At 59.2% G+C, this 21,673-nt stretch carries 13 protein-coding genes; 4 read left to right on the top strand and 9 right to left on the bottom strand.

All coding sequences use genetic code 11. The features are described from left to right. Window positions 1-72: 72 nt before the first annotated feature. The 5 genes from H2O75_RS05120 to H2O75_RS05100 all read right to left on the bottom strand — a co-directional run bounded on the left by H2O75_RS05120 (window position 73) and on the right by H2O75_RS05100 (window position 8,898). Window positions 73-1,317 (bottom strand): glycosyltransferase family 4 protein, encoded by a 1,245-nt coding sequence (locus tag H2O75_RS05120; protein WP_182174539.1) that lies wholly within the window; start codon window positions 1,315-1,317, stop codon window positions 73-75. Beyond that, the gene (locus H2O75_RS05115; RefSeq protein ID WP_182174536.1) at window positions 1,314-3,110 is read right to left on the bottom strand and encodes an NAD-dependent epimerase/dehydratase family protein; all 1,797 of its coding nucleotides are present in this window, start codon (window positions 3,108-3,110) and stop codon (window positions 1,314-1,316) included. Before H2O75_RS05115 ends, H2O75_RS05120 begins: the two co-directional genes overlap by 4 nt. Window positions 3,111-3,472: 362 nt before the next feature. Then, complete coding sequence (locus H2O75_RS05110; RefSeq protein ID WP_220462791.1) at window positions 3,473-5,278, bottom strand: polysaccharide biosynthesis protein; 1,806 nt, start codon at window positions 5,276-5,278, stop codon at window positions 3,473-3,475. Between the two features lie 903 nt (window positions 5,279-6,181). Continuing rightward, window positions 6,182-7,453 (bottom strand): nucleotide sugar dehydrogenase, encoded by a 1,272-nt coding sequence (locus H2O75_RS05105; RefSeq protein ID WP_182174533.1) that lies wholly within the window; start codon window positions 7,451-7,453, stop codon window positions 6,182-6,184. A gap of 377 nt (window positions 7,454-7,830) precedes the next feature. Next, window positions 7,831-8,898, bottom strand: a complete 1,068-nt coding sequence (locus tag H2O75_RS05100) for an LCP family protein (protein WP_259365319.1) — start codon at window positions 8,896-8,898, stop codon at window positions 7,831-7,833. 431 nt (window positions 8,899-9,329) lie between these two features. Here H2O75_RS05100 and H2O75_RS05095 point away from each other — a divergent pair, with 431 nt between their 5' ends. Next, entirely contained in the window at window positions 9,330-10,787 is a 1,458-nt protein-coding gene (locus tag H2O75_RS05095) for an alanine/glycine:cation symporter family protein (RefSeq protein ID WP_182174951.1), read from the top strand. 197 nt (window positions 10,788-10,984) lie between these two features. Next, window positions 10,985-13,459: an MMPL family transporter gene (locus H2O75_RS05090; protein ID WP_182174527.1), complete on the top strand. Its 2,475-nt coding sequence runs from the start codon at window positions 10,985-10,987 to the stop codon at window positions 13,457-13,459. A gap of 193 nt (window positions 13,460-13,652) precedes the next feature. Here the strand turns inward: H2O75_RS05090 and H2O75_RS05085 are convergent, their stop codons facing one another. From H2O75_RS05085 to aspS, 3 genes are all read right to left on the bottom strand, one after another. Further along, a complete protein-coding gene (locus tag H2O75_RS05085) occupies window positions 13,653-14,018 on the bottom strand; it encodes a thiol-disulfide oxidoreductase DCC family protein (protein ID WP_182174524.1) in 366 nt (121 codons plus the stop codon). A 779-nt stretch (window positions 14,019-14,797) separates the two neighbouring features. After that, window positions 14,798-15,655 (bottom strand): GNAT family N-acetyltransferase, encoded by an 858-nt coding sequence (locus tag H2O75_RS05080; RefSeq protein ID WP_182174521.1) that lies wholly within the window; start codon window positions 15,653-15,655, stop codon window positions 14,798-14,800. Then, window positions 15,648-17,450, bottom strand: coding sequence for an aspartate--tRNA ligase (gene aspS, locus H2O75_RS05075; RefSeq protein ID WP_182174518.1), 1,803 nt, complete (start codon window positions 17,448-17,450; stop codon window positions 15,648-15,650). Before aspS ends, H2O75_RS05080 begins: the two co-directional genes overlap by 8 nt. 147 nt (window positions 17,451-17,597) lie before the next feature. Here aspS and H2O75_RS05070 point away from each other — a divergent pair, with 147 nt between their 5' ends. Then, complete coding sequence (locus tag H2O75_RS05070; protein WP_182174515.1) at window positions 17,598-19,004, top strand: MFS transporter; 1,407 nt, start codon at window positions 17,598-17,600, stop codon at window positions 19,002-19,004. A 124-nt stretch (window positions 19,005-19,128) separates the two neighbouring features. Continuing rightward, on the top strand, window positions 19,129-20,982 hold the full coding sequence (locus tag H2O75_RS05065) for a DEAD/DEAH box helicase (protein WP_182174512.1): 1,854 nt from the start codon (window positions 19,129-19,131) through the stop codon (window positions 20,980-20,982). Between the two features lie 208 nt (window positions 20,983-21,190). Here H2O75_RS05065 and H2O75_RS05060 read toward each other — a convergent pair whose 3' ends face one another. Beyond that, a complete protein-coding gene (locus H2O75_RS05060; protein WP_182174509.1) occupies window positions 21,191-21,499 on the bottom strand; it encodes a hypothetical protein in 309 nt (102 codons plus the stop codon). Between the last annotated feature and the right edge of the window lie 174 nt (window positions 21,500-21,673).

The raw sequence follows: 21,673 nt of genomic DNA, 5'->3' as shown, positions 1-21,673 counted from the left end.
AAATATTCAACAGCTGACTGTCCGGGCTCCAATGCCACAAGAGCGTCGAAGATTGCGCTATAAGAAAAGCATTCATGATCCTGACCCCTCCATGATCGAGGAGACGATCTTGGAACTTGCCGCTTCAGCGGAAAGATTCTCTTCGTAGAAGCTACGACCACGCTTCGCCATTGCTAAACGCTCTGACGACGTCCGCTCAGCCAGCGATAGCACTGCCGCAGCCAACGCAACGGGGTCTCCAGGTGTTGCGACAATACCTGCTCCAGACCGCTCTATCATCCGTCTCCCGTCGCCATCGATCTGGGCAACTATCGGAACCTCGGACGCTAAAAGCGAAGGTATTTTACTTGGAGTCGTGTACCTCAGGAAAGGACTCGTCGCCAAACTTACGAGGTGGATGTGACACTGGGCCATCAAGATCGGTATTTCACTTTGCGGTACTCTGCCGACAAAATCAATGTTCTTTAGACCCATTTCTTCGGATTTGATCTCTAGATCCCGCTTTCGGATGCCATCGCCAACCAAAACAAATTTGATGTCATCGCGTTGACGAAGCTCAAATGCCGTGTGCAAGAGCGTCTCTAAGCCTTGGACGTCTCCGATGGCTCCCGCATACATCACTCGAGTTTCATCGTCAGGAAGCTCAATTCCAAACTCTTGACGAATTAAACGCGACGGCCTAAATAGGTCCTCATTTGTAGGGTTCGGAACATACTTGATTTTTGCGGGTTCGATTCCAGGGTGCCTTTCGAGGATTAAGTCGCGCACGCTTTCCGAAATTACCCCAACTACGGCAGATCTTCTTTCGGTCAATCGAACCAGCGAAGAAATCAAACGGGAGGTGAAGTCGGCAACTCTACCGTCCGTAAACATCCCGCTCTCAATGAGCGAGTCCGGCCAAAGATCCTGTACATGGAGGAATATGGGTGTTTTTCCAAGACTACTGTGCCAGAGCATGGGTAGAGCTACCGTGACCGGCGAATTATATACCCAAAGTGCATCGACGTTTTTCATCGGACGGCCAGCCAGGAGTGTAGCTGAAAGACTAAAGCTTGTGTAATTAAGAACCCTACCCACCGAGGAGCGGCTATGGCTCGGAAAAACTGGGACGCGGGTGACCGTATGGGAAGGACCAAACTCCTGCTCTCTCACCCGCATGCTGTATCCCGGGTAGAGCTTGCCCTCAGGGTAAGTCGGAAATCCCGTCAACACACTAACCTCGTGCCCCTGCCTCACAAACTCTCGTGCGTAGACGCCAGGGAGTGCTGCGGGTCCAGTCTCGGGGTCATACCACTGAGACAGCATACCAATCTTCATTTTGCCACCCACTGTTGTATCAAAGTCGCTTTCAAATCTTCGGAGTTTGGAATGGTCGGGTGAAGAAATCCATCAACTACTTGTCGCTGCCCAAACCACATAACCTCCAGGCGTCGAGAGGCTGCGCGGACACCTGGCAAGAAAATTCCAGCGATATGAGATGCGCGAATGCATATGACGCAAAACCACCTAGGTAACTTCCTCGGTCGCCGACTACCAGCATATTCGAGTACTTCGGTCGTAGTCATCCCCTCCCAAGGCTGGAGCACTATGGGTGGAACTTGTCCGTTATATATAGACACCCGTTCCACGTACTGCACCAGCCCGGCCACACTGCTCACGATGCTGGGCTGATCTCCTGGGGACGCAACAGATGCGACCCAGGAGGATGCAATTCGGCGGAGACTTTCAGTGGTTGGCCGTCCTGAACCTTGAACTGAGGTTGCTCTGACGATCGAGATGGACAGGGGGTGATCGGACTCGGAAAGCGTTCGGCAGTATACCAGTAAAGCTTGTTCCCCTCGAGCCTTGGAACGCGAGTACGGGGAGAAGGGTCTGTACCTTGCCGTTTCATCAATGATCGGACTATTCCCCTGAACCGCCGCGGAACTGAGATGGATGAACCGTCTTACATTAGACACTTTCGCGGCTTCAGCGATTACGACCGGGAGCAGTGAATTTGCGCCATACAGGTCTTCACTATCTTCGCAGCCCGGTGTCGCTAAGCCAGCCGCGTTGACGACGACATCGACATCTCTTAGCTCTTGAAGCATCGATGGCAGAACGTCGCTTGACAACGCTAGCTGAACAATTGCTCCAGGTTCGTCTATGCCAGGGTCCAATTGTAACCGTGATGCACGCAATTCACGTACGACAACATCGTGGGTACGGAGATACTCGACCAGAGCGGAGCCGACGAAGCCGGAAGCTCCATATACGGCCCAAATCCTTGGCAACTGACCGCTCGCGTTGTCGATCGAAGTAGGCTCGGAGGCTTCTGGAATCTTCAGGTTTGTAGGATTTTGCTTACTGCCCAGGAATCTTGGCAATAGCAGGTAAGACATCGAAACCGCGAGGATCAGACCAAAACCGAAAGCGGAAGGTATCTCCGACCTAGCAACTCCAATTCCGATGGTTGAGCTCGCCAAAGTGAGAATGGCGACTACGGCAGCTATAAGAAGCTGGGACTCTCCTGCCGCCGTCAAACGCTGGTAGGTGTGTGATCGATGGGCCTCAAACACGGCTTCGCCACGTAGTATGCGCCGGATGATCACGGATACTGCGTCGGACCAGTAGATCGCGAGAGGAGATAGTGCGGCTAAAGGATCTACGCCACTAAAAATAGCCACGATCGTGATAGCGCCGAGCAATCCGCCAAGGAGGTAACTTCCAACATCGCCCAAGAACATTCTCTTGCGGCTAAGGTTCCACGGTAAAAAAGGCAAGAACACTGCCGCGGTAAGGAATCCACCGAGCCCAACAGCTGCCACGTCATAAAGGATACCAATGACGCCAAAACTAAGTCCTGCGACGAAGCCGTAGAGGCTCGAAATACCGTTGATACCGTCCATGAAATTCGTGAAGTTCACGTTTGCTGCAAAAGCCACCGCGCAAAACGGAACAACAAGAAGGAAAAACTCTGGGTCTGGCTGGAGATAGATCGTAAACCCAGCTCCAACTCCCACCTGGACTAGAGCACGGATAATGACAGGTAGGCCGCGCAGGTCCTCTGCAAAACCAAGAAAGCCAATAGAGAGTGAAACAAGAAAGATGGCGAGAAAATCTTGATCCATTTCCGGAGGGGAAAGCACAGCTAGGACGGCTGTTCCAACGGTTATGCCAAGGAGTGGAGCAACCCCTCCGCCCCGAATAGTCGGAGTGTCGTGGGAAGACCTATGGTTCGGGATATCGACAATCGCCAGTCTTACCAAGGCAGGCCTGAGCATCAGCGGAGCAACGAGCGACACAGTAGCTGCCACACACACCGCAATCCATGCTTGCGCGCTCATGACAGATCACGTCGCTTCGCGAGCAGTTTGCAGACAGATCCTGCTATCGCGGGGACTTTAACTGGCCGGTTTTCGCATTTCGTCGCGATCTGCCGGTGAAGCACGGGCGCGAAGGTAAGCACTATCATTTCAGCCATGAGAGAGCGTCACTGATCCTGCCACTCGTACTCTGCCAATGCCGTATCTACGGAAGCTCTGGTATCTTCGAGCAGTGCAAGGACCTCTTCACGTCCAGCAGGCTGTTCCGGAACATCGACCGGGTTGAGTGCTGGTACCTGGACACTGTTGATGAGCGGATGAGCACTCGGTGCCCGATCTTCCAGATCGCTGAAGAGAACTTCGTGGAGCTTCTCGCCCTTGCGGAGTCCCGTGAAGTGAATGCTGATGTCCTTGCCTGATTCGGCGATAAGCCGCTCGGCCACATCGACGATCTTGACCGGCTCTCCCATGTCCAGAACCATGACGTCTCCGGGGGTTCCAATCGCCCCGGCTTGGAGCACCAACTGGCAGGCCTCGGGGATTGTCATGAAGTAGCGGGTGACATCCGGGTGGGTGACCGTGATGGGACCACCGCGTTCGATCTGAGCACGGAACGTGAAGAGAACGGATCCCCGGGAACCAAGCACGTTACCGAATCGGACCGAGAGATAGTTGAGTCCACTCTCCTGGGCATGGAAAGACGTGAGCCGCTCAGCAAGACGTTTCGTCTGACCAAGAACGCTCGTTGCGTCGGCGGCCTTATCTGTCGAGATATTGACGAAGTGATCAACTCCGAAATCTCGTGATGCCTGGAGAACGTTACGCGTTCCGAGCGTGTTCGTCTTCCATCCCTCAAGCGGGTAACGCTCGAGCATCGGGAGGTGCTTAAGAGCAGCTGCGTGGAAGACGACCTGGGGCCGCTGATCTTCGAAAATTGCGTTGAGAGCTTCCTGATCACGAATGTCGCAGAGCACGACATCGTCCGTGTCGAGAAGACCGTCTCCGTCGATGGAGAGGCGAACTGCATGAAGCTCAGACTCGTCGCGATCCAGAAGAATGAGCTTGGACGGGCCCAGCTTGTAGACCTGGCGTGCGAGCTCGGATCCGATCGATCCACCGGCGCCTGTCACGAGCACGCGCTTCCCCATGACGTAATCAGCGATACTGCGAAGATCTGTTTCAATGGGCCGGCGACCCAGGAGGTCAGCAACATTGAATTGGCGAAGCCGATCAAGGCTGACCTTGCCACCGATCATCTCCTGAACCGGAGGGATCACGACAAGGTCGAGACCGTTTGCCGTGCACTCCGAAGCGATCCGCTTGAAGACTTCAGCAGGTGCCTTCGTAATTGCCAGGATAACCGTGTCAACCTGGCGCTCCTGTGCGATCCTGACGAGGTCCTCTCCTGTGCCGCGAACCTTGTAATTGCCAAGGCGCAAGCGCTGCTTACCGGGGCTGTCGTCGATGAACCCAACAATGTCGTACAGAGTGTCATCTGCGTGGTCGACAAGCTCAGCAACACGGTATCCGGCTTCGCCGGCACCATAGACGAGGGTGCGTACCGTCTTCTTATCGTTGTTCGCTATGACGCGACGAGTCTGAAGGAGCCGATAGACGCCACGTGCCGCGGCCATATAGATGAGTGCCAAAGGCGGCATGATGATGGCAAGTGCACGGGGGAAGTCGAAGATTAATGTCGACATGACGAAGCCGACAGGGAAGATCAGAAGGGCAACAATGCAGGAGACGATGAATGCTTCTTCGAAGCTGCCGACTTGCTGGCGCCCGTGGATCGTGGAGATCGAGAGCTCAAGGATCACCTGAAGGCCTATAGCGAGGAGCGTGTATCCGATAGCCCACCGCCACTGCTCATCTGTCATCCCCAGGTCGTAGCGCAGAACTGCGATAGTGACGAAAGAGAAGAACCAGGCAAAGGCATCGAAGCAGAGCAGGATGCCCATTTTCAAGGTCAAAGGAAGCTGACGAAGTCGTTCGACTGAGGAGGCGACTTGTTGGCTAGTCAACCGCTCTTGGCTCATAAGAAAAATCCACTTTTCTTCGAAGTGCTAACTCCTCAGACCTCTGTCTCAGGTAATTCCCAGGATAGTCCAGGCCTACGACAAAACTTTAGGACATTAACGAAGGTCATATGTCGATATCTCGCGCTGTGGTCGGTTTATTCGATTCAAAGAACCATCCATGTCAGCGAAAACACTGTAAACCCGGGAAAAACGAGGCTGCGTGACACTAGAGCGATTCGAAAATAAATGGCAGGTTATAATCTAAGAGTGCTTCATTTCACACGCAACGCAGTAATCAACCTACAGAGATTCATGAATAGGACAAAAGCCGCCGAACGACAGACACTCATCATTCGGCGGCACACTTTGTTCGGAGTAGAGACGTTCCATCGGGCATCGCGTTGCGAGCACTCCGAGATCACATGGGCAGAGTTGACTCAGTATGGGGAGCGAGCGGCAATACTAACAATCCGACATATCCGAGAGAACGATAGGGTACGTAAGCTGATCTGCGAGAGACATTTTCGGGAACCAGAAGCAAGATATGCGGCTGCAGGTAAAGATAAAAGCGACAGCTGCGACGCGCTTACAGAGGATGTCCCGAGCGAGACCAGCCGAATGGTCGGTCTCGTTGGATGCAACTTCCCTTTTCCACCACCTCTAACTGGTGCGCTAATTGAGAGTTGAACTTCGATACTGGAGGGCCGAACTTGGATTGGCACCCGGTTATCGGAGTGGAAACGGCTCACGCATGTTCCTACCCGACGTCAGCGCACTGTGAGCATGAATGACTAAGCTCGGGCCGATGCTTGACTTCTATGCGCTAAGCCCGAACCTGCCACGTTGAGTTCGAATTTAAAGCCTGTAAGCGGCTTCGCCACCCACAGCGCCACGTGTGTCGAAAAAGCGCTGCGCCGAGGCTACGAGCTCTGCAACGTCATAAGACTCGTGATCCTGCAGTAAAACGACAACATCTGCGTCTTGGACGGCCTGTTGGAGATCGTTCCGGCGATTGTAAAGGGTACCGTTGGCGTTCCATGTTTCCACATGGGGATCATGGAACTCAATTTCCGCACCTGAATCGGCGAGGTATCGCGCTACGGGAATCGCCGGACTCTCTCGCTGATCCTTGATGTCAGCTTTATAGGTGACGCCGAGCAGAAGGATCTTTGAACCATTAAGCGCCTTGCGATCCTTGTTCAATATCTCAGAAATACGCTCGGTAATGTACTTCGGCATGCCCGCGTTGACTTCCTGCGCGAGTTCCACGAAGTGGAAGGGGTAACCTAATTGTTTCTTAACCTCGTAAGATAGGTAATTCGGATCGATGGGAATGCAATGCCCACCGACTCCTGGGCCTGGAGTGAACTTCTGAAAACCGAAAGGTTTTGTCGATGCAGCACGAATAACCTCCCAGATATCGATGCCGAGATCATGACAGAACATCGCCATTTCATTGACGAGGGCGATATTGACGTGGCGATAGGTATTTTCGAGTAGCTTTGCGGTCTCTGCCTCTTTAGTTCCCTTGACAGGCACGACCTCTTCAACGAAATGCCCGTAGAAGGATGCAGCGGATTTGGTGGCGTCCTCGGTTACACCACCTACGACTTTTGGAGTGTTGACTATCGTGTAGTCGACACGTCCTGGATCGACGCGCTCCGGAGAGAAAGCAAGCAGAAAACCTCTGCCGTGTTCCCAGCCATACGATTCAATAATTGGCTGAACGAGGTTCTCCGTCGTACCTGGATATGTCGTGGACTCGAGGATGATCGTGGCGGGTGGTGTTAGTGAACGCGCAACGGTATGTGTCGCAGACTCCACTGCGCGGAGGTCTGGCCCACCGGTGTCAGCTAGCGGTGTGGGGACACAGATGACGAAAACGCTCGCGCGTTTCAGATCATTGGGATCGGCGGTCGGATGGTAACCCTGATCCAGCATTTTGGAGATGTCATCGTCGGACATGTCATCAATGTGGGACACTCCATTTCGCAGGGCCTCCACCGTCTGGTCGGAAACATCGAACCCCAACACCTCAAAACCTACGGCCGACGCTGCCTTCGCAAGAGGAAGGCCTACATAGCCTTGACCGATAATTGCTACGGTTCCAAATACTTGGTTGTTCACGCTTCCCCCAGAGGATCAATGTATGACGCCACGACCGTGTCATCGTGCCAAGTTTCATCATAGCGCCCCTAAGTGCGGCATCTTGGGTAGTCTGTCTCTCGATACGCGTCAAGACGAACGAAGTTTGCGCTAACTACCCTTAGAGTCGAGATTTGGCGCAAGCTTCTCGCCACAAATCGCGCGATGCGTGGTACTTCCGGCAATCTACTCTGTAGTGCAGTGTGTCAGATTAAACACTTACAACGACCGAAGACCTTACATGAAAATCAAGAATAGATTCAATGGGCGTCGGTAGAGATCTCTAGACGGGTCCTGAGCACTTAGAATCTCGTAGCTCGCGGACCTCATAACGGCGCTAATTGCCAGCATCTGAAGATTTACTCCGGTTGGCCCGGCAGGAATGTAATCCCAGGCGGGTCACTGGCTAGGTAGTCAGCCAGACCATCGTTCTTCACAGCATCGAAGAGCGGACGAGAATTCTCCTCGTCCCAGACGACGATCGACTGACCGTTGTCGGACCAGCCCGTACCTGCATGAGGAATGGTCAGGAAGCTGATGTCTCCAAGTCGAAGGCTTCGTCCGCTCAGCGCCAGGTTCCTCATCTCACCGATCGTGAATCCATCATCGACCGCAACAGAGGACGCAACTGTCTCGAGGAACGTGGTGAGCTCTCCGACATCCCCTAGGATGTCTTTCGCGAAGACTTCACTCATGATGGCTCTCATCCAGTTCTGCTGCCTCTGGACGCGTGAGAAGTCCCCGCCCGAGAGGTTGTAGCGCTGACGAACATACTTGAGGGCTTCTTCCCCGGTGAGCCGCTGTTCCCCTGCGGGGATCACACGGTCACCAGTCTCGATCGGAGAGGATAAGTTCAGTGTCACGCCGCCGAGCGCATCGGTCATCGTCTGGAAGGACTCGAAGTCGGTGATGGCGAAGTGATCGATCGTGACGTCGGTTAACTGCTCGACTGTTTCAATCATGTGAGCTGGCCCGCCATAGGAGAAGGCGGCATTGATCTTGGCCTCGCCGTGACGGGGAATCTCGACCCAGGTGTCTCGCGGGATGGAGATCGCTGCTGCGCTTTCTCGATCTCCTGAGATGTGCACGAGCATGATCGCGTCTGTCCGCTGCGCTCCCGCCTCCCACTGGGATGGATCACCGGCAGAAATGCGGGAGTCGGAACCGAGAACAAGGATGTTGACCGGTTGCCCCGGCTGGTTCGCTACATCATCGGGAATAACAGGTCGGCTCTCGATATCGGAGAACGGATCGCCGATGCGTTCGATGAGACCATCAAGCCTGTTCTGGACCCACCACCCGAAACCGACAGCGCCGCCGACAAGGACGAGCACGACAGCAAGGATGACGACCGTTGCCTTCTTGCCGCGCGACATCTTCTTTTGCGGTTGGCTTTCAGAAGTTGGCTCTGTTTCGGTATCAAACATCGTTCATCCTTGCCTTTGGCATCATCTCTGTGCCTTTCGATGGCCCAAGCCTAGCCCGACGAGGAGGGTTAAAGACTGATCCTCGGTACAGGGTGTCAGATCGCACGCACGATTCCACGCTCGATCAGCCCAATGCATTGCGATGCGGAACAGAGGAGAGCTTGAAGGACCGTCCGTTTCCAGATCGCCTGTAATCAGCAAGGACACCACCAAGCCCGAACTCAAGTTCGTGCTAGGCCAAACCAAACCTGTGTCAGGGCCACTGCCTGGGCCTGGGCATGGCCGTGGGCATGTAGGCACTCCATCCAACGGACCTGGATCGCCACTCCCCTGACGGAAGAATAGTTCCCACGTACTGGAAGCGGACTGTCTACCCAGGCATTGTCTCTCCGGCTGTGACACGATTCGTCTTGGACGAAGGAGAGAACGTGATGGAACGTTTCGAGCAATGGCTTGCCGATGTGACAGGGCCCGCCACGACGTGGCTGTCGGGCGTAAACGACTGGGTCTACACCTGGATCATTATTGCAGCCCTGGTCGGCACCGGCATCTATCTGACTGTTGCGACTAGGGGTGTCCAGTTCAGGCATGTTCGTACGATGTTCTCCCATCTTCGAGAATCCCGGAAGAATGCGAACGGCGGGATCTCATCCTTCCAGGCCTTTGCCATGGGGATGGCCACCCGCATCGGCATCGGCAACATCACGGGCGTGGCCCTGGCCATGATCCTGGGCGGGCCAGGCGCACTGTTCTGGATGTGGGCGGTTGCCTTCTTCGGAATGGCAACAGCGTTCGCTGAGGCGACACTGGCGCAGATCTTCAAGCAGCGCCACGGGGATGGTTCTTTCCGCGGCGGTCCCGCCACCTACATACTCTACGGCACGGGCTCTAGAGCCCTGGCCAATCTCTTTGCTGTCTTCATGGTGTTCTCCATGATCGTTGCCATGCCCATGGTACAGGCCAACTCGATCTCCGGCGTTCTCTACGGGAGCCACAACCTGCCGCTCTGGATCTCTGGTCTCATCATCGCGAGCCTGACAGCCGCTGTTCTTGTCGGCGGCGTTCGGGGAATCGCTCGGGCAACGGAGTACATCTCCCCCATCATGGCCCTGGCCTACCTCTTCACTGCTGTCGTCATCATTGCCCTCAACATTGGCGAGCTGCCCAGCTTCTTCAGCGATGTCTTTGCGTCCGCCTTCGGCCTCAATGAGGCTCTCGCAGGCACTGCGGGCGGCATCCTTGCAGCGATCCTCAACGGTGTTCGTCGCGGGCTCTTCTCCAATGAGGCCGGCATGGGCACCAATCCGAACGCGGCCGCCACGGCAACAGTTAACCATCCGGTGTCCCAGGGTCTTATTCAGTCTCTTGGGGTCTTCTTCGACACGATGCTCGTGAGCACAGCTACCGGCTTCATCATCCTCACCTCTGGCGTTGTGAATCTTCAGGAGGTGGGCCAAGAAGCGTCTTCTCACATCACCTCCGATGCTGTGTCGCAGACCTTGGGTGGTTGGATGGCGGTGCCGTTCTCCATCATGATCTTCTTCTTCGCCTTCTCCTCCATCCTCGGCGCCTACGCCTATGCGGATGCGAATCTTGTCTTCATGGGCCTTACCTCGCGGGGATGGCAGATCGGTTCCCGTGTTGTAGCCGTCGCCTGTTCCGGCATCGGAGCAGTTCTCGCACTGCCGTTTGTGTGGACTCTCATGGACAGCGCGATGGCAGTCGTGACCCTCCTGAACCTCGTCGGTGTCATCGCTCTCTCGAAGTGGGTCACTGCCGCACTGCGAGACTACGAGAAGCAGCAGGGCGAATCCGAGATCTCATTCGAACCGGCCAATGCAGGGCTTCCGGGGCGCATTGCAACGGATGGGTGGGTGCCCGCACCCTAGGGCGCCCTATCGACCCACCTCTCCCGGTGGAGCAAGATGGAGAATCGCTCTCGCCAGCATGGCCTGCATGATGCTCCATTCTTTCCCTTGGATGGTCACACCGACGGCGTGACCATCGCTGTTCATCTCCTTCGACGCGGTGGTGATCTTGACAATACGAGCAGGTGCGCCCTTGCCGATTGGGAGACAATGAACAGGTGTTCACAAGCCTAGGCCGCTCTATCTCCCACCGTCCCCGAACCACCATCGTTGGCTGGTTGATCCTCATCATTGTCGCCCTCACGGCAACATTTACTGGCTTCGGCGGGAAGCCACTCTTCGATGCACTCGAGTCGGGCAATCCTGTTATTCCAGGCACTGAGTCGGCCGAGGTCTACGACAGGACGCAGGAGGATGGCGGCAGTGTCCTCTTCGTTGTCGATCAGATCCCTGAGGACCAGATTCCAGGCAGCGGAAGCACCGACGTAGAATCGTCGATACTGGAGCTCGCCTCGAGGCTTGACGAGACTGGTGTCGTCTCCGAGGTGACCTCATACCCGGGCGTTGTCAGCGCCATCACGGCATCGGTTGAGAGTGAACGGGAATCGGCTCTGACTGAGCTCGAAGAGCAGTTCGCCCAGACCCAGGCTGAGATCGACGCGTTGAGCCAGGTGGATCCCGATGCTGGGATGGTCGCACAGGCAGAGCTTGATGCGCAGCGGGAAGCAGCGATTTCTGCTCTCAACGCGGGCGTTGACGAGGAGCTCGATACTCTGCTGTCGAGCTCGGATGTTAAGGGCCTGCTCTCCTCGGAGGGCGATGGTTTCGTTGTCCTCGTCCAACTGAAGGACAGCCTCGATGCTGGAGCGGGAACAAGCGCCCACGACATCGTCGTGTCAGAGTTGGAGCGGGCCACGGCCGAGCTTCAAGGGATCGATGCTGGGATCGAGACGTTCTCCCAGTCAGTCATCCTCGCAACGGACGCGATCATCGATCAGGTTCAGGTTGACCTTGTCACTGGCGAGTCTGTCGGTCTGCCTATCGCCCTCTTCATCATGATCATCGTGTTCGGCGGTCTTCTCGCCGCGGGTCTTCCCCTCATCGGGGCTCTCTCGACTATCGCCGTCGGCATGGGTGCCATCTGGCTTCTCGCCCAGGCAACAGCGGTTGACTCCTTCGTTCTCAACATCATCTCGATCATCGGTCTTGGCCTCTCGATCGACTACGGCCTCCTCATCGTGTCCCGATATCGGGAAGAGATCCAAGAGCTTCTTCCCACGATCGGCTTCGAGGCCGATGGCAGCGATATTCCGAAGTCCCTGTCGGATCAGCAAGAGGCCGAGCTGAAACGGGTTCAGATGTCAGCGGTCGAGACAACGGTCGCAACGGCGGGCCGTACGGTCTTCTTCTCAGCTTTGACGATTGCTGTCTCGATTGCGGCCCTGCTGGTCATGGATGCTCAGATACTCCAAATGATTGCGCTTGGCGGCGTCTTCACGGTCCTCCTCGCCGTCATCGCCTCCATCTCCCTCATCCCTTCTCTCATCATGGCGCTCGGGAACCGGCTCCTGCGACCCTCAGTCCTCACGCGCGTCCCGCTGCTTCGTGGGGTTGCGAAAGGCGTCGGTGACTCTGCCACCGATCACGGGTTCTTCTCCCGGCTTGCCAGGCTCGTCCACAACCGGCCCTGGCCAATCCTTATCGCCGTCACAGCGCTTCTCCTTGTCATGACGATCCCTGTCTCGGGAATGCACCTGCGGTCCTCGTACGATGAGTACGTGCCGGTCGACTCCGAGGTCGGTCAGGGCATCGACATTATCGATAACGAATACCCGTCGTTGCGCACTCCCGAGGTGCAGATCCTGGCCGATGCTCCTGCATCTGACACAGAGGCTTCAGCGTTAGTGAGCGCTCTCGAGGATGCCTATCCCGACGCCCTCATCACCGTCAGCCCGGTGGGCGATGGCGCTCAGTCCCTCATCGGCATTGATCTCCCGATCGATGATCCGGTGGGTCCGGAGATGGAGGGGATTGTCAGCGATATTCGTGCCATGGACAGCGATGTCGAGTTCTGGGTGGGCGGCAGCGCCGCCCTTCAGGTTGATTTCAATGATTCTCTCGCACGAGGCCTCCCGCTGGCACTCACGATCATCGTCATTGCCGTCTTTGTTCTGCTCTTCCTCATGACGGGATCGCTCATGGTCCCCCTCAAGGCGATCCTCCTCAACGGACTGTCTCTCCTTGCCTCGCTCGGTTTGACGATCTGGATCTTCGAGAACGGATACCTCGGCTTCAACCCGGTTGCCGGCCTTGAAGCCTATGTCGTGGCCATCGCCCTCGCCTTCGGCTTCGGTCTGGCAATGGACTATGAAGTGTTCCTTCTCGCGCGGATCAAAGAGTACTGGGATGCTGGCTACTCCAACGATGAGGCGGTCGAGCGCGGACTCCAGCGCTCGGGCAGGATTATCACCTCAGCCGCCGCAATCATCATCGCCGTGTTCGTGGGCTTCGTGTTCGGTGATCTCATCATGATCAAACAGATCGGTGTCGCTCTCGCCATCATCGTGGCACTCGATGCGACCCTCGTGCGCATGCTTCTCGTCCCCGCCACGATGACTCTTCTCGGCCGTTGGAACTGGTGGGCTCCCAAGCCGCTCGTCAAGCTTCATGAGCGGTTCGGCATCAAGCACTAGGTCAGCACCCGGCCTCCCCACCCGACAACACCGAGCCCGGGCCTGGACAGTGGGGGCATGGAGGCCAATCGCACGCCTATCGTCTCGGCGCAGCAGCGAATATGGGGATTCGATCTGCTGAGAGCAGGGCACGCACGCGACGCGTGGCGCCCTACGAACGAACCTTTGATGCTTGGTCAGCGGTTCGGCCTGCTTAGCATTGACCTGCAGGGCCACGGTTGTTGACCGTGCAGGAACGGGATTCTGCAACCTTGCGGTAGACAACGTCGGCCACGGGGCGTACCGGAGCCCAGTCGATGATGTGCCCGATAACGCGCCAGGGCGATCCCATGGTCTTGAGGACGGCGGCGACTGCGCGATGGCCGCGTTGGACTGTCTCCCCCGCAAACACAAGATATTTCTCGTACTCGGACTCATCGACTCCGCGGTGGCTGAGGTCGGCGGGGCCGGTGAACGTCACCGCAGTGCGGGCGCTCGCCCACCGGGCGAGTTTCGTGCAGAAGACACAGTCGGTGTCATAGACACATATGGCGCCAGCTCCCGAATTGTTGCCTTTCATGGTGACCCCGCTTCGTCTCGATCGTTGCACAGACTGTGCAACGAACCTCAGTCTCTCAACATGGCGGGGCGGGGTAAAGCCTGCTCGGCCACGGGCGAAGACGACCGGTTCCCAAGATGGTGAGACCGATGGTGAAGAACAATGGATGAAAGAGACTTGCCTCGAGCTCGCGCTCGAATGTGTTCTAATTATCGACGGATAATCCCGGTTGCTTGATGGAGTGTCGCCTGGAGCTACGCTTGCGGGCCAGCGATGACAGTTTGGTTGGAGACTGGACTACAGACGGAATCGACACCATCGGTGTCCGCCGCGACAGCACCTTCTATCTCTCCAATGCGCTTCGAGCTGGGAGAGCAGACATCCACTGCATTTATGGTCGCGCGACCGATATGGCTTTGGCAGGCGACTTCGATGGTGACGGCATGGACACCCCTGCCATCAACCGTACAGTCCGCTAATCAAGGAGTTGTGTTTCCCTGACTGATCGGATGCGTGGCATCGATTCCGCTGAGCACGCCGCGCGGTGTTGGAATCTGAGCCATGGAGAGTCCCCTGGTGATGCACTGGTTGATGACCAGTCCTTGCTGTCGGTCGAGTCCGCAGTGCCTCGACTGTTGACTCTTGTTCGCGCGACAAACGGGAGGTGTGCTGAAGAAGCCTGCTCCAGGCCTACCCATTCCGACTAAATGGACGCTCCCCACGTTCTCCCGTCCACAGTGAAGGGGCCGAGCTCAATCGAGCCCGGCCCCTTCACTCCTGTTCAGAAGTGTTCCTGATCCTTACGCGTACTCCTGCAAGGGTGTGCGTGCCAGGGTGCTGTAGCTGTGGCCCTGGGTGATGCCGAGCTTGTGATAGAGCTTGCGGGCCCGATCGTTCCAGCTCCACATGCCGAAGGTGACGATCGCGGTCTCTTCCAGTTCACGGTTGATCGTGCCGGACATGACCGCACCGCCGATGCCGCGCCCCTGGAGGGCGGGGTCTGTGCCAAGGCCAGCAAAGTGGGAACCTTCGATACCGTCGAGATCGACTCGCCGTTCCACTCCCATCGCACCGCCCAGCAGCTCTCCGTCGACATACCCGTACCAAGTGAGACTGTCGAGATCTTCGAGCGCTGACGTGATGGGGTTGGAGGCGGAGATGACTCTCTCGATCTCCGCCCGCCATGTCCCCAGGTCGAGGCGCTGGATCATGTCGTCTCCCGGCTGCACGGGAAGCGGGTTCTCGCTGTAGAAGAAGTCCCACCTGTGGCCCTCGTGCTTGCCCAGCCAGTGACGGTGGCGTTGCGCAAGCCCCGCCATCGTATCCCCCTGGAACATGGCACGCGATGGTGCCGGCAGCTCTCCGCTCCCCCGGAGGGAGCCCAGACTGCCGGCCCGTGCCTGCTCTTGGAGGCGGTCGAGGACGGTGTTGATGGAATCGGGGTTGCCGATGGCAGTCATCCTGAAGAAGCCCTCTTCGTGCTCGCGGGCGCGAAGCTCGTCCAGGTCGGTGACGGGTTCGATCGAGGCGGCGATGATTGCGTAGTCATCGCCGCGCTCGAAGACGATCGTTGTCCCGTTCTCAGCCAGGGTGTCCCACCGGTGTGCTCCTGTCTGCCAGAAGACTTCGGTGGCCCGATCCATCCCCATGCTACGCATCGACCTCCGCGGCCTCTTCCTCTCCGCGAGCCTTCGGCTTCGCGTCCACACCGGCTTCTTTGCGCTGCTCGGGGGTGATGGGTGCGGGAGCATCGGTCAGCGGATCGTAGCCGCCGCCCGACTTGGGGAAGGCGATGACGTCGCGGATCGAGGGAGCATCCACGAGCAGGGCGACGATGCGGTCCCATCCGAAGGCGATGCCGCCGTGCGGGGGTGCACCGAACTTGAAGGCGTCGAGGAGGAAGCCGAACTTCTCCTGGGCTTCTTCCTGGGACAGGCCCATGACCTTGAAGACACGCTCCTGGACGTCGGAGCGGTGGATACGGATCGAGCCGCCGCCGATCTCGTTGCCGTTGCAGACGATGTCGTAGGCGTAGGCGAGAGCGTTGCCCGGATCCTTGTCGAACGTGTCGAGGTGTTCCGGCTTCGGGGAGGTGAAGGCGTGGTGGACAGCCGTCCACGATCCTCCGCCGACCGCGACGTCGCCCTCGGCCTGAGCCTCGGACGTGGGCTTGAAGAGGGGCGCGTCGACGACCCACACGAATGCCCATTCCTTCGGATCGATGAGACCGCAGCGCTGGCCGATCTCGAGACGTGCGGCGCCGAGGAGGGCGCGTGAGGACGTCGTGTCACCCGCGGCGAAGAAGATGCAGTCGCCGGGCTTCGCGCCAGTCGCGGCGGCAAGGCCGTCCCGTTCAGCATCCGTGATGTTCTTCGCGACAGGGCCGCCGAGGGTGCCGTCTTCGGCGATGGTGACGTAGGCGAGTCCCTTCGCCCCGCGGGCCTTCGCCCACTCCTGCCACTTGTCGAAGGTGCGGCGGGGCTGTGAGCCGCCGCCCGGCATGACGACAGCGCCGACGTACTCGTTCTGGAAGACACGGAACGTCGTGTCCTTGAAGTACTCGGTGAGATCGACCAGTTCCTGGCCGAAACGCAGGTCTGGCTTGTCGGAGCCGTAGCGCGCCATCGCATCCGCGAACGTCATGCGCGGGATCGGGAGGTTGATGTCGTAGCCGATGAGCTTCCAGATCTCGCTCAGCACCTTCTCCGCGATCTCGATGACATCATCCTGCTCGACGAAGGACATCTCGACGTCGAGCTGGGTGAACTCGGGCTGGCGGTCCGCACGGAAGTCTTCATCGCGGTAGCAGCGGGCGATCTGGTAGTAGCGTTCCATGCCGGCCACCATGAGGAGCTGCTTGAACAGCTGGGGCGACTGCGGAAGCGCATACCACGAGCCGGGAGCGAGACGCGCGGGGACAAGGAAGTCACGTGCACCCTCGGGGGTGGAGCGGGTCAGCGTCGGGGTTTCGATCTCGACGAAGTCAGCATCGTCAAGCACAGTGCGTGCCGCACGGTTGACCTTCGCGCGGAGGCGGATCGCGTTCTGCTCGTACTTGCGTCGCAGATCGAGGTAACGGTACTTGAGGCGAGTCTCCTCGCCGACCTTCCCGGAATCCTCAGCATGTTCGGACACCTGGAACGGTAGCGGCGCCGCGGCGTTGAGAACTTCGACCTCGTCCGCGATCACTTCGATCTCACCGGTGGGGATGGAGGCGTTGGCATTGCCCTCGGGGCGTTCGCCGACAGTGCCGGTGACCTTGATGACGTACTCGGCACGAAGCTCGTGCGCGACGTCCTCCCGGATGACGATCTGTGCGATGCCGGAGGCGTCGCGAAGGTCGATGAAGGCGATCCCGCCGTGGTCGCGTCGACGATCGACCCAGCCGACCAGGGTGACGGTCTCACCGATGTGGGAGGCGCGAAGGCTTCCCGTGTTATGCGTACGCAGCACTGTTCCTCAATTCGTCTTCGGTTCTAGTCCGCGAGACAGGCGGACCCGGGCGGGGGCGAAACGAGCCCACGCCAGGAACCAGTCTAGGACACGGATCACCGCCCCGTAGCTAGAGGACCGCGAGCTAACGGTGAGAGAATGCCCATTATGGCCAAGAAACCCCGCAAGCAGTTCACCGCGTCCGAAAACGCCCAGCGGTGGCTTCTGTGGACCGCTACTGCGATCATCACCTGCATCGCCTTCGAGGCGCTCGCCGTAACGACGGCGATGCCGACCGTGACACGGGAACTGGACGGGGAGCACCTGTTCGCCCTCGCGAACGGCATCACCCTCGCCGCCCAGCTCATCACGACCGCCCTGGCGGGCCAATGGGTGGATGCGAAGGGCGTGAAGATACCGCTGTTCCTCGGACTGTCGCTGTTCGCCCTAGGCCTGCTCGTCTGCACGGCCGCTCCCACGATCGAGATCTTCACCATCGGCCGCCTCATCCAGGGCCTGGGCGGGGGCCTGTGTGTCGTGCCCCTCTATGTGCTCGTCGGCAGGCTCGTCCCGGCACCGCGCCAACCGAAGTTCTTCGCCTTCTTCTCGGCCGCCTGGGTCGTGCCCTCCCTCATCGGCCCCGCGATCTCCGGGTTCCTCGTCCAGCAGGCCCACTGGCGCTGGGTCTTCGCGATCGTCCCCGTCCTCCTCATCGTCATCCTGCCCGCGATCATCAAGGTCCTCTCCATGCTCCCTGGAATGGAGTTCACGGGCTCCCTGTCGACGATCCGCAGCACGGCCGTCATCGCCATCGGTGCGGGCGGGGCGGCGATCGTCCTCCAGGTCATGTCCGGCACCGAATCCGATTCCTTCACCCCGCTCACCTTCATCATCATCGGTGTCGCCATGGTGTCGGCCATGGCCTTCATCCGCCCCCTGCTGCCGAAGAAGACGATCACCCTGGCACGGGGCCTGCCGTCCACAGTCGCGTTCCGCGGGATCATCAACGGCACGTTCCTCGGGATCGAGGTCTACCTCCCCCTCATGCTGCAGCGCGTGCACGACTGGAACCCGTTCGAGGCGGGACTGACCCTCACTGTCGGCTCCATCACCTGGGCCATGGGCTCATTCGTCCAGGCGCGTGTCATCGATCCGGGCAAGCGCCAACGGTTGGCCACGTGGGGCTCGGGAATCCTCCTCCTCGGCGCGGCAGGCACGATCCCGGTTGCCTGGTCCTCCGTCTCCCCCGTCATCCTCATCGTCTCGTGGGCGTTGGCCGGCCTCGGCATCGGCATCGCCTACCCCGCGATGGCAACCCACGCACTCGCGCTGACACCGATCGAGCGCCAGGGGAAGACATCGTCCGCCCTGCAGCTCTCCGACACTCTCGGAGCCTCCCTCGCGATCGCGGTTGCCGGGATCGTCTTCGCCTTCGTCTCGGGGCAGGGAACAGCCGCGTTCGTCACACTCCTGACGGTCATGACCGCGCTCGCGGCCTTTGCCTTCCTCGTCTCGTTCCGAGTTGAGCCGAAGGTCACCTCCCCAGGGCTCACGAATTCGGCTCCGACTCGTTAAAGTTGTCAAGGCGCACCATGCGCCGGTGGCGTCACGAGACGCCGAGAATGCGCCACACGGGCGCTGTAGAGAGCTGACGCTGCCATCTTCTGGGATTCGGGCAGGTTGGCAGATGAGGAAGAACATGGCGGATACGCCTGAATTGAACACCCCCGAAGAAGCACACGAAGAACTGGCCCACGGCTTTGCCGAGCTCGGCCTGCCCGATGATCTCCTGGACGCCGTCCAGAAACTCGGATTCACCACCCCCACCGCGATCCAGGAGCAGACGATTCCTGCCCTGCTCGGCGGCCGCGACGTCGTCGGCGTCGCGCAGACAGGCACCGGCAAGACTGCCGCCTTCGGCCTGCCCCTCCTGGCCCAGATCGATCCCGACAAGCGTCGCGTTCAGGCCATCGTCCTCGCTCCCACACGTGAGCTGGCCATGCAGGTCGCTGACGCGATCTCGGACTTCGCCGCGGTCTCCCGCGACATCAAGGTCGTCGCCGTCTACGGCGGCTCCTCCTACGTGCCCCAGATCCGCGCCCTCGAGCGTGGCGCCCAGGTCGTCGTCGGCACCCCCGGCCGTGTCATGGACCTCATCGACAAGGGTGCCCTCGACCTGTCCCGCGTCTCCTACTTCGTCCTCGACGAGGCCGATGAGATGCTGCGCATGGGCTTCGCCGAAGACGTCGACACGATCGCAGGCTCCCTGCCGACCGAGAACCGCGTCACGGCTCTCTTCTCGGCCACGATGCCGCCACAGATCCGCCGCGTCGCCGAGCATCACATGCACAACCCGGAGCACATCTCCGTCTCCAACCCCCGCTCGGTCGTCTCCACGGTCAAGCAGACCTTCGCCGTTGTGCCCTCGCGCCACAAGATCGGCGGCCTGGCCCGCGTTCTCGCAACCTCGGAAGCAGACGCCGCGATCGTCTTCGTCCGCACCCGCGCCTCCGCCGAGGAGCTCGCTCTCGAGCTGAATGCTCGCGGCGTCCAGGCTGCGGCGCTCTCCGGCGATGTTGCTCAGCGTGACCGCGAGAAGCTCGTCAACCGTCTGCGCGAGGGCTTCCTCGACGTCCTCGTCGCCACCGATGTCGCGGCCCGCGGCCTCGACGTGGAGCGTATCGGCCTCGTCATCAACTTCGATATCCCCAAGGAGATCGATACCTACGTGCACCGTATCGGCCGTACCGGCCGCGCCGGACGCGAAGGCGTCGCACTGTCCTTCGTCACGCCCCGTGAGCGTGCTCGCCTTCGCAAGATCGAGCAGGCCACGAAGGCAAACATGGAGGAAGTGGATCTCCCCACCCCGGCAGAGGTGTCCAAGCTTCGTGCCGACAAGCTTCTCAAGCAGGCCATCGAACGCCACGCCGCAGGCCGTCTCTCGGTCTACCGCGAAACCCTGGCCGGCTTCAAGGCCGCCCAGGAAGCCGGCGAGACCGACATGTCAGTCGATGACCTCGTCTATGCTCTCCTCGCCCTCGGCGTCCGCGACCCGGGCCCGCAGGCAGACGACGAGCCGGATCGCATCTCCGTCCGCGAGGATCGCGGAGACCGCGACCGTGATGATCGTGACCGTCCCCGCCGTGACCGCGACCGCGACCGCGGCTCCATGAGCGGCGCACGCCGCTACCGCGTCGAGGTCGGCCACCGTGACGGCGTCAAGCCGGGAGCGATCGTCGGTGCGATCACCGGTGAAGGCGGCCTTCGCGGCAGCGATCTCGGCAAGATCGACATCTACCCCTCCTTCTCTCTCGTCGAGATCGTCGGTGAGCTCTCCACGGAGGCCACCAACCGTATCTACGATGCTGAAGTTTCAGGGCGCGCCCTGAAGATCCGCCCCGATGATGGTCCCAAGCGTTCAGGCGGCGGTGACCGTGGCGGCTACCGCGGAGACCGTGGGGATCGCATGGGCGGCGGAGACCGATTCAAGCGTGGGGGTGACCGTTTCGACAAGCGTCGCAGCGGCGGTCCCAAGCGTCGCCGAGACTACTGAGACAGCGGAGCGACACGTCACTCTTGAGTGACACCGGTGGGCCCCTCTTCGGAGGGGCCCACCTCTTTGCTGTTCCCGCTGGCGCCTATGTGGGCTGGGGAAGGATGGGTATCGCTGAGCTCGTGCTCAGGGCAGCGAACACTCCGTTGATGTCGCCGATCCGTCACCGCTCTCGGAGCTCATGGCAAACATGGCAGTTGTCGAAAGGCTAGCCTCCGCACCTGCTACCAGCCGGGCAGCGCTTGGAGCTCTGCGCGGAGCGCATCGCCGCTTGGTGTTGATAATCAGCCTTGAGGGCTCTCAGCTCACGGCCCCGAAGAGTACCGCCATAGTCCTCGGCGAGGTGATACTGCGACATCTCCAATGCTGATGTCATGCGGGCAATGTACACGTCAGACTGTAGGATCTGATCCCCAAGATAATCGCGTTCCGCTATGGCATCATCAATATCGGCTTGCGACGGATCCGTGGGCGCAACGATCGGATCCTCAGTGCGAGTGGCGATGGGTTCTGCCATTGGAGCAGGCGCAGGCACGAACTGCGGCTCGACTGTGGGCTCGGGAATGGTGGGCGGACCCTCACTCCACTGATCGATAACAGCGGCCTCAGTGGGTGCCGCCTGCATCACTGGATGCCGCTTACATCGTTTCGACGTCTTGAGCTGGTTCGGCTGTCTCTGTCGTCGGTTCCG

It is taken from the genome of Flaviflexus equikiangi (assembly GCF_014069875.1).
Taxonomy (GTDB): domain Bacteria; phylum Actinomycetota; class Actinomycetes; order Actinomycetales; family Actinomycetaceae; genus Flaviflexus; species Flaviflexus equikiangi.
The sequence above is the reverse complement of the archived record's forward strand: the minus strand, read 5'-3'. Positions and strand labels throughout refer to the sequence as shown.